10 protein-coding genes and 1 riboswitch are annotated in these 9,153 nt (G+C 73.2%); of the genes, 7 read left to right on the top strand and 3 right to left on the bottom strand.

What is annotated here, in order from left to right; translation table 11 throughout:
- Positions 1-133 precede the first annotated feature (133 nt).
- The gene (locus tag ACIRQF_RS24470; RefSeq protein ID WP_318211252.1) at positions 134-499 is read right to left on the bottom strand and encodes an Rv2175c family DNA-binding protein; all 366 of its coding nucleotides are present in this window, start codon (positions 497-499) and stop codon (positions 134-136) included.
- 43 nt (positions 500-542) lie between these two features.
- A complete protein-coding gene (locus ACIRQF_RS24465) occupies positions 543-1,820 on the bottom strand; it encodes an NAD(P)/FAD-dependent oxidoreductase (protein WP_404095475.1) in 1,278 nt (425 codons plus the stop codon).
- A gap of 106 nt (positions 1,821-1,926) precedes the next feature.
- A riboswitch (TPP riboswitch) is annotated at positions 1,927-2,038 on the top strand.
- On the opposite strand from ACIRQF_RS24465, the gene thiO reads away from it, so the two are divergent.
- The 6 genes from thiO to ACIRQF_RS24435 all read left to right on the top strand — a co-directional run bounded on the left by thiO (position 2,036) and on the right by ACIRQF_RS24435 (position 7,805).
- Entirely contained in the window at positions 2,036-3,199 is a 1,164-nt protein-coding gene (gene thiO / locus ACIRQF_RS24460; protein WP_404095012.1) for a glycine oxidase ThiO, read from the top strand. (Overlaps the previous riboswitch by 3 nt.)
- On the top strand, positions 3,196-3,504 hold the full coding sequence (gene thiS / locus ACIRQF_RS24455) for a sulfur carrier protein ThiS (RefSeq protein ID WP_404095010.1): 309 nt from the start codon (positions 3,196-3,198) through the stop codon (positions 3,502-3,504). The genes thiO and thiS overlap by 4 nt, the downstream gene beginning before the upstream one ends.
- Positions 3,505-3,509: 5 nt before the next feature.
- Positions 3,510-4,304, top strand: a complete 795-nt coding sequence (locus ACIRQF_RS24450; RefSeq protein WP_382484321.1) for a thiazole synthase — start codon at positions 3,510-3,512, stop codon at positions 4,302-4,304.
- A gap of 101 nt (positions 4,305-4,405) precedes the next feature.
- Positions 4,406-6,298, top strand: coding sequence for a Stk1 family PASTA domain-containing Ser/Thr kinase (gene pknB, locus ACIRQF_RS24445; RefSeq protein ID WP_404095006.1), 1,893 nt, complete (start codon positions 4,406-4,408; stop codon positions 6,296-6,298).
- Positions 6,299-6,304: 6 nt separating this feature from the next.
- Positions 6,305-7,165 (top strand): deoxyribonuclease IV, encoded by an 861-nt coding sequence (locus tag ACIRQF_RS24440; protein WP_404095003.1) that lies wholly within the window; start codon positions 6,305-6,307, stop codon positions 7,163-7,165.
- Between the two features lie 67 nt (positions 7,166-7,232).
- On the top strand, positions 7,233-7,805 hold the full coding sequence (locus ACIRQF_RS24435; RefSeq protein ID WP_404095000.1) for a DUF4396 domain-containing protein: 573 nt from the start codon (positions 7,233-7,235) through the stop codon (positions 7,803-7,805).
- Between the two features lie 39 nt (positions 7,806-7,844).
- On the opposite strand, the gene ACIRQF_RS24430 is transcribed toward ACIRQF_RS24435, so the two are convergent.
- On the bottom strand, positions 7,845-8,483 hold the full coding sequence (locus ACIRQF_RS24430) for a sulfite oxidase-like oxidoreductase (RefSeq protein ID WP_404094997.1): 639 nt from the start codon (positions 8,481-8,483) through the stop codon (positions 7,845-7,847).
- A gap of 188 nt (positions 8,484-8,671) precedes the next feature.
- On the opposite strand from ACIRQF_RS24430, the gene bfr reads away from it, so the two are divergent.
- Entirely contained in the window at positions 8,672-9,148 is a 477-nt protein-coding gene (gene bfr / locus ACIRQF_RS24425; protein WP_404094994.1) for a bacterioferritin, read from the top strand.
- Positions 9,149-9,153 lie beyond the last annotated feature (5 nt).

Genomic DNA, 9,153 nt, shown 5'->3' with positions numbered 1-9,153 from the left:
GGGGGGGGCGCCCCCCCCCGGGGGGGGGGCGGGGGGGGGGGCCCCCCCGGGGGGGGGGGGGGGGGGGGCCCCCCCCCCCGGGGGGGGGGGGCCCCCCGACACCCGCTGGTGGTGTCTTCGGTACGTGCGGGCGTCAGATGGCGAGCGCCTGGGCGCGGCGCTTCACCTCCGTGCCGCGGTTCTCGTTGAGCGCCTGCGCGGGCGTGCCCGGCAGGCTCTCGTCCGGAGTGAAGAGCCACTCCAGCATCTCCTCGTCGGTGAAGCCGTCGTCCCGCAGGACGGTCAGGAGCCCGACGAGACCCTTGACGATCTTGTCGCCCTGGATGAAGGCGGCAGGGATCTGCAGGGCGTTGTTCTCGCCGCGGCGCACGGCGATGAGCTGGCCTTCCTTGATCAGCTGCCGCACGCGCGTCACCTCGACATCGAGCATCTCCGCGATGTCGGGCACGTAGAGCCAGGCGGGGACGAGCGCATCGATCTTTACGTCAATCTCGGTCACAGGACAAGCCTGCCATCCCGGACTGACAGTCGGTAGTCGGGCCCTACCGGACTGCCGCCTTCAGAGGTACGGAGGGGTCGGCGGCCTTCGCCGGGTCGAGGGGCGCGGCCTGCTCGATCAGCTTGCGCCCCTGGGCGAGGTCGCGGGGGCGCCCGACGGCGAGCAGGGCGACGAGCGCGTCCTCGCGCAGCCACAGCACGCTCCAGGCCTCGTCGGCGGGGTCGCCGCGCCACAGCAGGGTGTCGGCGGCGGCGTGGTGGCCCGCGTACTGGACGAAGCGACCGAACTGCTCGGACCAGAAGTAGGGCACCGGGTCGTAGGGCGCGACGGCCGCGCCGAGGATGTCCGCGGCGACGGTGCGGGGGCCTTGGAGGGCGTTGTCCCAGTGGTGGACGAGGAGCCGCTCGCCGTAGCGGGCGGAGGGGAAGGAGGCGCAGTCGCCGACGGCGTACACGTCGGGCAGCGAGGTGCGCAGCCGGTCGTCGGCGACGAGCGCGCCGCTGGGGTCGAGGGCGACGCCGGAGTCCTCCAGCCAGCCGGTGGCGGGGCGGGCGCCGATGCCGACGACGACGGCGTCGGCGGGCAGCTCGCGCGGCGCGCCGGTGGCGCCGAAGTCGGTGGAGTCGGCGGTGAGGACGACGCGGCCTTCCTCGACGTGCTCCACGCGCGCGTGGAGGCGGAGTTCGGCGCCGCTCTCGGCGTACCAGGCACCCATGGGGGCGGTGACCTCGGCGGGCAGGGCGCCGGCCAGGGGGCGGTCGGCGGCCTCGACGACGGTGACGGCGCAGCCGGCCTGGCGGGCGGCGGTGGCGAACTCGGCGCCGATCCACCCGGCGCCGACGACCACGATGTCGTGGCGGCGCTCCAGGACGGGCTTGAGGCGGGCGGCGTCGTCGAGGGTGCGCAGCAGGTGGACGCCGGGGACCCCCTCGCTGCCGGGCAGGGTGAGCGGATGGGCGCCGGTCGCGACGACGAGGGTGTCGTACGGGACGGGGCCGGCCTCGGTGTCGACCTCGCGGTCGGCGGCGCGCAGGCGGGTGACCTCGACACCGAGGCGGAGGTCGACGTCGAGGGCCTCGAAGTCGACGTCGAAGGCGGAGTCCTCGGCCTTGCCGAGGAGGACGGCCTTGGAGAGCGGCGGGCGGTCGTAGGGCTGGTGGGGCTCGGCGCCGACGAGGGTCACGGGCCCGGTGAAGCCCTGTTCGCGAAGGGCGACGGCGGTCTGGACGCCCGCCATCCCGGCGCCCACGATCACGACGTGCCGCCCGGCCGGGCGCGGCGCGCGCCGCTCGTCCGCCGGGGTCTGCTGCTGCTCGCTCACCTGTGTCCGCCTCCGCTCGCTCACCCGACCACCTTACGCATCTGACGGATCGTCAGGAAGGTGGGGCCCTGTGGCGCTCCGTCCGCTGCGGTTAGTCTGGCCGCCGTAAAGCACTCGCGGGAGCCCGGACGACCGGGCTGAGAGGGAGGCTGGCCGGCCTCCGACCGTACGAACCTGATCCGGGTCATGCCGGCGAAGGGAGGGGCTGGACGCCCATGTCGCGTACACGCACCACATCCGACGTCCTCGTCATCGGGGGCGGCATCATCGGCCTGGTCACGGCCTGGCGCGCCGCGCAGCGCGGACTGCGCACCGCCGTGGCCGACCCCGAACCGGGCGGCGGGGCGGCCCGGGTGGCGGCAGGCATGCTCGCCGCGGTCACCGAACTCCACTACGGCGAGGAGACCCTGCTCGGACTCAATCTCGAGTCCGCCCGCCGCTACCCCGGCTTCGCCGCCGAGCTGGCCGAGGCCACCGGTCACGACGTCGGCTACCGCGCCTGTGGCACCCTCGCCGTCGCGCTCGACGCCGACGACCGGGCCCACCTGCGGGAACTGCACGCCCTGCAGACCCGCTGCGGGCTCGCCTCGGAGTGGCTCAACGGCCGCGAGTGCCGCCGCCTGGAGCCCATGCTGGCCCCGGGCGTCCGGGGCGGGCTGCGCGTGGACGGCGACCACCAGGTGGACCCGCGCCGACTCGCCGACGGCCTGGTGGCGGCCTGCGAGCGGGCCGGCGTGGTCTTCCACCGGTCCCTGGCGCAACGCCTGACGGTGGTGCGGGACCGGGCCCGGGGCGCACTCCTGGCCGACGGGACGGAACCGGCCGCCGAGCAGGTGGTGCTGGCCGCGGGCAGCCTGAGCGGCCGGCTCGAGGGCGTACCGGCGGACGTCGTGCCGCCCGTGCGGCCGGTGAAGGGTCAGGTGCTGAGGCTGCGGGTGCCGCCCTCGTACGCCCCGTTCCTCTCCCGTACCGTCCGCGCGGTGGTCCGCGGCAGCCACGTCTACCTCGTGCCGCGCGAGAACGGCGAGCTGGTCGTCGGCGCCACCAGCGAGGAGCTCGGCTGGGACACCACCGTCACCGCCGGCGGGGTGTACGAGCTGCTGCGCGACGCGCACGAACTGGTGCCCGGCATCACCGAGCTGCCGCTCACCGAGACCCGCGCCGGGCTGCGGCCCGGCTCCCCCGACAACGCGCCGCTGCTCGGCCCCAGCGCCCTGCCCGGGCTGCACCTGGCCACCGGCCACTACCGCAACGGGGTCCTGCTGACCCCCGTCACCGGCGACGTCATGGCGGACGCGCTGACCACCGGCACGCTGCCGGACGAGGCACGCGCCTTCACCGCCCGCCGCTTCTCCCCCGCGCACCTGGAGCACGCATGAACGCGCCCCTGAACGAGTCTGTGAACGAAACCGGGAACGCCGCCCCGGACGTCTCCGTGAACGCCTCCGCGAACGCGTCCCCGGACGCATCCGTGAACGCCTCCTTGAACGTCTCCGTGAACGGCGAGGCCCGTGTCCTCAGCGGCCCCGTCTCGCTCGCCGCCCTCGTCGCGACCCTCACCCGGGCCGCCTCCGGCGTGGCCGCCGCCGTCAACGAGACCGTCGTGCCGCGCGGCGAGTGGGAGACGACGGTGCTCGGCGAGGGCGACCGGGTCGAGGTCCTGACCGCGGTGCAGGGAGGCTGAGCGCGATGTCCGACGACGTCTTCCCCCTCGGCGGTACGGACTTCTCGTCCCGTCTGATCATGGGCACGGGCGGGGCGCCCAGCCTCGACGTGCTCGAACGCTCCCTCGTCGCGAGCGGCACGGAGCTGACCACGGTGGCCATGCGCCGCCTCGACCCCCAGGTGCGCGGCTCGGTCCTGACGGTCCTGGAGCGGCTCGGCATCCGCGTGCTGCCGAACACCGCGGGCTGCTTCACGGCCGGCGAGGCGGTGCTCACGGCCCGGCTGGCCCGCGAGGCCCTCGGGACGAACTGGATCAAGCTGGAGGTCATCGCCGACGAGCGGACGCTGCTGCCGGACACGGTGGAGCTGCTCGACGCGGCGGAGACCCTGGTCGACGACGGCTTCGTCGTCCTCCCCTACACGAACGACGACCCGGTCGTCGCGCGGAAGCTGGAGGACGTGGGCTGCGCGGCGATCATGCCGCTGGGCTCCCCCATCGGCTCCGGCCTCGGCATCCGCAACCCGCACAACTTCCAGCTGATCGTGGAGCGGGCCGGGGTGCCGGTGATCCTGGACGCCGGGGCCGGGACGGCCTCGGACGCGGCGCTCGCGATGGAGCTGGGCTGCGCGGCGGTGATGCTCGCCTCCGCGGTGACCCGCGCCCAGGAGCCGGTCCTGATGGCGGAGGCCATGCGCCACGCGGTCGAGGCGGGCCGCCTCGCCCACCGCGCGGGCCGTATCCCCCGCCGCCACTTCGCCGAGGCCTCCTCGCCGCAGGAGGGCCGCGCCCGGCTCGACCCGGAGCGCCCGGCCTTCTGACCGCGCCGGGCGCCCCCGGGGCTGCGGCTCGCGTCACAGCTGGGCTGCAGTCCCGGGCCGACGGGCAGGGGGCGGGTGCGGGCACTCGTAGACTCGACGCCGTGGACACGACCCTTCAGGACCCCCTCGTCGGGCGGCTGCTCGACGGCCGCTACCGCGTCGACGCGCGTATCGCCGTCGGCGGGATGGCCACGGTCTACCGGGCCGTGGACACCCGGCTCGACCGGGAGCTCGCGCTCAAGGTGATGCACCCGGACCTCGCCACGGACGCCGCGTTCGTCGAGCGCTTCATGCGCGAGGCCAAGTCGGTGGCCCGCCTGGCGCACCCCAACGTCGTCGGGGTGTTCGACCAGGGCGCCGACGGGGCGTACGTGTACCTCGCCATGGAGTACGTCGCCGGGTGCACCCTCCGTGACGTGCTGCGCGAACGCGGCGCGCTGCGGCCGCGGGCGGCCCTCGACATCCTGGAGCCGGTGCTCGCCGCCCTGGGCGCCGCGCACCGGGCCGGCTTCGTGCACCGGGACATGAAGCCCGAGAACGTGCTCATAGGGGACGACGGCCGGGTCAAGGTCGCCGACTTCGGGCTCGTCCGGGCCGTCGGCTCGGCCACCGACACCACCGGCGCCGTCCTCGGCACCGTCTCGTACCTCGCCCCGGAGCAGATCGAGCACGGCACCGCCGACACCCGGGCCGACGTCTACGCGTGCGGTGTGGTGCTGTACGAGATGCTCACCGGCACCAAGCCGCACTCCGGCGACACCCCGGCCCAGGTGCTCTACCAGCACCTCAACACCGACGTGCCCGCGCCCTCCGCCGCCGTCCCCGGGCTCGCCCCGCAGCTGGACGCCCTGGTCGCGAGCGCCACGGCCCGCGATCCCGAGCTGCGCCCGTACGACGCCGTCGCCCTGCTCGCCCAGGTCCGGGAGGCCCGCGCGGGGCTCGGCGACGAGCAGCTCGACGCCGAGCCCCCGCAGGCCCGGCCCCAGGAGACCGGAGGCGCCGAGGACCGGACCTCCGTCATTCCGCGCGTCCAGCCGCTGCCCGTGGAGCACACCAGCCTGCTGCCCCCGCCCGCGCCCGCGTCCGCGCCCTCTTCGGGGTCCCGGCGCCCCCGCGGGCCGCTGCTGATCGTGGCCGCCGTGCTGCTCGCGCTCGGGATCGGGGGCGGGGTCTGGTACATCAACTCCGGCCAGTTCACCCGGGTCCCCTCCGTCCTCGGACAGAGCGAGTCCCAGGCCACGAAGCGGCTCGCCGACGCGGGGCTCGACGTGGGCACGACCCGGCGCGCCTTCAGCGACGTCTACGAGCGGGGCACGGTCATGGCCGTCGACCCCGCGCCCGGCGAGCGGATCCGCGGCAACGGCACGGTGACGCTCACCCTGTCCCGCGGCCCGCGGATCGTGAAGGTCCCGAACCTGAAGGGCACTCCGCTCGCCGAGGCGAAGAAGCGGCTGGCGGACGAGGGGCTGGCACCCGGGGTCGTCTCGTACGCGTTCAGCGACTCCGTCGCCCAGGGCGCGGTGATCGGCTCCGACCCGGAGCCGGGTACCGAGCGCGGCCCGGACTCGGCCGTCGCCCTCGTCGTCAGCAAGGGCGTGCCCGTCGAGGTCCCGGACGTGACGGGCGAGACGGTGGCCGACGCCACCGCCGCCCTGCAGGACGCCGGGCTGAAGGTCACCGTCGCGCCGGAGCGGATCAACTCCGCCGAGGACGCCGGCTCCGTCGCCGCGCAGTCCCTCGCCGAGGGCAGCCGCGCCGCCCGGGGCGACACGATCACCCTGACCGTCTCCAAGGGCCCGCGGATGGTCGAGGTGCCCGACGTCGTCGGCATGTCGACGAGCGAGGCCAAGGCCGAGCTGGAGGGCGCCGGGTTCGAGGTGAAGGTCGAGAAGACCTTCCCGTTCCTCGGCGACACCGTCTCGGGCCAGTCCGTCGACGGCGGCTCGACCGCCGCCGAGGGCTCCACCGTCGCCATCACGATCAAGGGACTGTAGGCACTCATGCGCGAACCCGTGCGCAACCCCGTCGGCGGCCACGTCCCGGTGGCCGGCGGTCTCGCCACGACCGGTCTCGGCTACGCCCGCGAACTCGGCGCCGAGACCGTGCAGGTCTTCGTCGCCAACCCGCGCGGCTGGGCCACCCCGACCGGCAACCCGGCCCAGGACGAGCTCTTCCGGGCCGGCTGCGCGGACGAGGGCCTGTCGGCCTGGGTGCACGCTCCGTACCTGATCAACTTCGGCTCGCACACCGAGGCCACCGTCGAGAAGTCGGTCGAGTCGCTGCGGCACTCGCTGCGCCGGGGCCGGGAAATCGGGGCCAAGGGCGTGGTGGTGCACACGGGCTCGGCGACCGGCGGCCGGCCGCGCGCCGAGGCGCTCGCGCAGGTGCGGGAGCGGCTGCTGCCGCTGCTCGACGAGCTGACCCACGAGGACGACCCGGACCTGCTCATCGAGTCGACGGCGGGCCAGGGCTTCTCGCTGTGCTCGCGGGCGGAGGACTTCGGCCCGTACTTCGACGCGCTCGACCGGCACCCGAAGCTGGGCATCTGCCTCGACACCTGCCACATCTTCGCGGCGGGTCACGATCTGACGGGTCCCGACGGGGCGACCCGGATGCTGGACGAGCTGGTCGGCGTGATCGGCGCAGGACGGCTGAAACTGATCCACGCCAACGACTCGAAGGACGTCGTCGGCGCGCACAAGGACCGGCACGCGAACATCGGGGCGGGGCACATCGGCGAGGACGGCTTCCGCGGCCTCCTGAGCCATCCCGCGACCGAGGGCGTTCCCCTGGTCATCGAGACCCCGGGCGGCCCGCAGGGCCACCGCGCCGACGTGGAGCTGCTGAAGAAACTCCGTTGAGGAATACCCTAGGGGGGTATACGGTTCCTGTGTACGCGGGACCCGGAACCCGACCATGGGGGCAGTCATGCAGCACGACGCACACGCGCATCACGAGCACCAAGGACCCGTGACTCACGAAGGTCACGATGAACACCAGCACCAGCACCACGAGGGGCACCACGAGCACCACGGCCACCACGGCCACCACCAGGGCCATGGTGAGGTCTCCTGGGCCATGGCCGCCCAGGCCACCCTCCACTGCCTCACCGGCTGCGCCATCGGCGAGGTGCTCGGCATGATCATCGGCACCGCGTTCGGCTGGGGGAACCTGCCGACGATGGTGCTCGCCATCGTCCTGGCGTTCTTCTTCGGCTACGCGCTCACCCTGCGCGGCATCCTGAAGGCCGGGGTCGACTTCCGGACCGCCTTCAAGGTCGCGCTCGCCGCCGACACCCTGTCCATCGCGGTCATGGAGATCATCGACAACGGCGTCATCGCCCTCTGGCCGGGCGCCATGGACGCCCACCTGTCGGAGGCGCTGTTCTGGATCGTCCTGGCGATCTCGCTCGCCACCGCCTTCGTCCTGACCACCCCGGTCAACAAGTGGATGATCGGCCGCGGCAAGGGCCACGCCGTCGTCCACCAGTACCACCACTGAGGCACCACCGGCGGACGTGCGGTCCGTCAGGGCGGTCCGTCAGAGCTCAGGGCCGTCGCCCGGCTCCTCCTGGTACGAGTAGCGCTGCTCCGTCCACGGGTCACCGATGTTGTGGTACCCGCGCTCCTCCCAGAAGCCACGCCGGTCGGCGGCCATGTACTCCACGCCGCGGACCCACTTGGGGCCCTTCCACGCGTAGAGGTGCGGCACCACGAGCCGCAGCGGGAAGCCGTGCTCGGCGGTGAGCAGCTCGCCGTCCTTGTGGGTGGCGAAGATGGTGCGCTCCGACGCGAAGTCGGCCAGCCGCATGTTGGCGCTGTAGCCGTACTCCGCCCAGACCATGACGTGGGTGACGCCGGGCGCCGGCGGTGCGAGCTCCAGGAGCGTGCGGGCGGGCACCCCGCCCCATTCGGCCCCGAGCATGCTGAACTTCGTGACGCAGTGCAGATCGGCCACGACGGTGGCGAACGGCAGGGCCGAGAACTCCTCGTGGTTCCAGCACCGCTTGTCGCCGTCGGCGGTCGCGCCGAAGACCCGGAATTCCCAGCGGTCCGGCTTGAAACGCGGGACGGGGCCGTAGTGGGTCACCGGCCAGCCGCGCTGGAGCCGCTGCCCCGGAGGAAGATCCGACGCCGCCGCTGCTTCTTCCCGGCGTGCTCCGCCCTCCGGCTGACCCATGTCATCCATGGTGACAGACCGCGAGGTGTGGTCATGACCAGCCATGCCTCGACAACCCCGTGATATTCCGACAAATGAAGGCAACCCACAGTAAGCCTCCACTTACTGGACGCCTCCCATCAGCGCTGCAAGGATGCGGCCATCCTGCCCAGTGGCGGCACCGACATGCGTGGAAGGATCCTGAAGCGATGCAGGGCGACCCCGAGGTCCTCGAGTTCCTCAACGAGCAGCTGACCGGCGAGCTGACCGCGATCAACCAGTACTGGCTGCACTACCGCATCCAGGACAACAAGGGTTGGACGAAGCTCGCCAAGTACACCCGCGAAGAGTCCATCGACGAGATGAAGCACGCGGACAAGCTGACCGAGCGCATCCTCATGCTGGACGGCCTGCCCAACTACCAGCGCCTCTTCCACGTCCGCGTGGGCCAGACGGTCAAGGAGATGTTCGAGGCGGACCGCCAGGTCGAGGTGGAGGCGATCGACCGGCTGAAGCGCGGGATCGACGTGATGCGGGCCAAGGGCGACATCACCTCGGCCAACCTCTTCGAGGAGATCCTGGCGGACGAGGAGCACCACATCGACTACCTGGACACGCAGCTGGAGCTGATCGCGCAGCTGGGTGAGCCGCTGTACTGCTCGACGCTGATCGAGCAGCCGAGCTGACCCGG

The organism is Streptomyces sp. NPDC101191 (genome assembly GCF_044767915.1).
In the GTDB taxonomy this organism is placed as follows: domain Bacteria; phylum Actinomycetota; class Actinomycetes; order Streptomycetales; family Streptomycetaceae; genus Streptomyces.
This window is presented reverse-complemented; position numbering and strand designations above follow the sequence as displayed.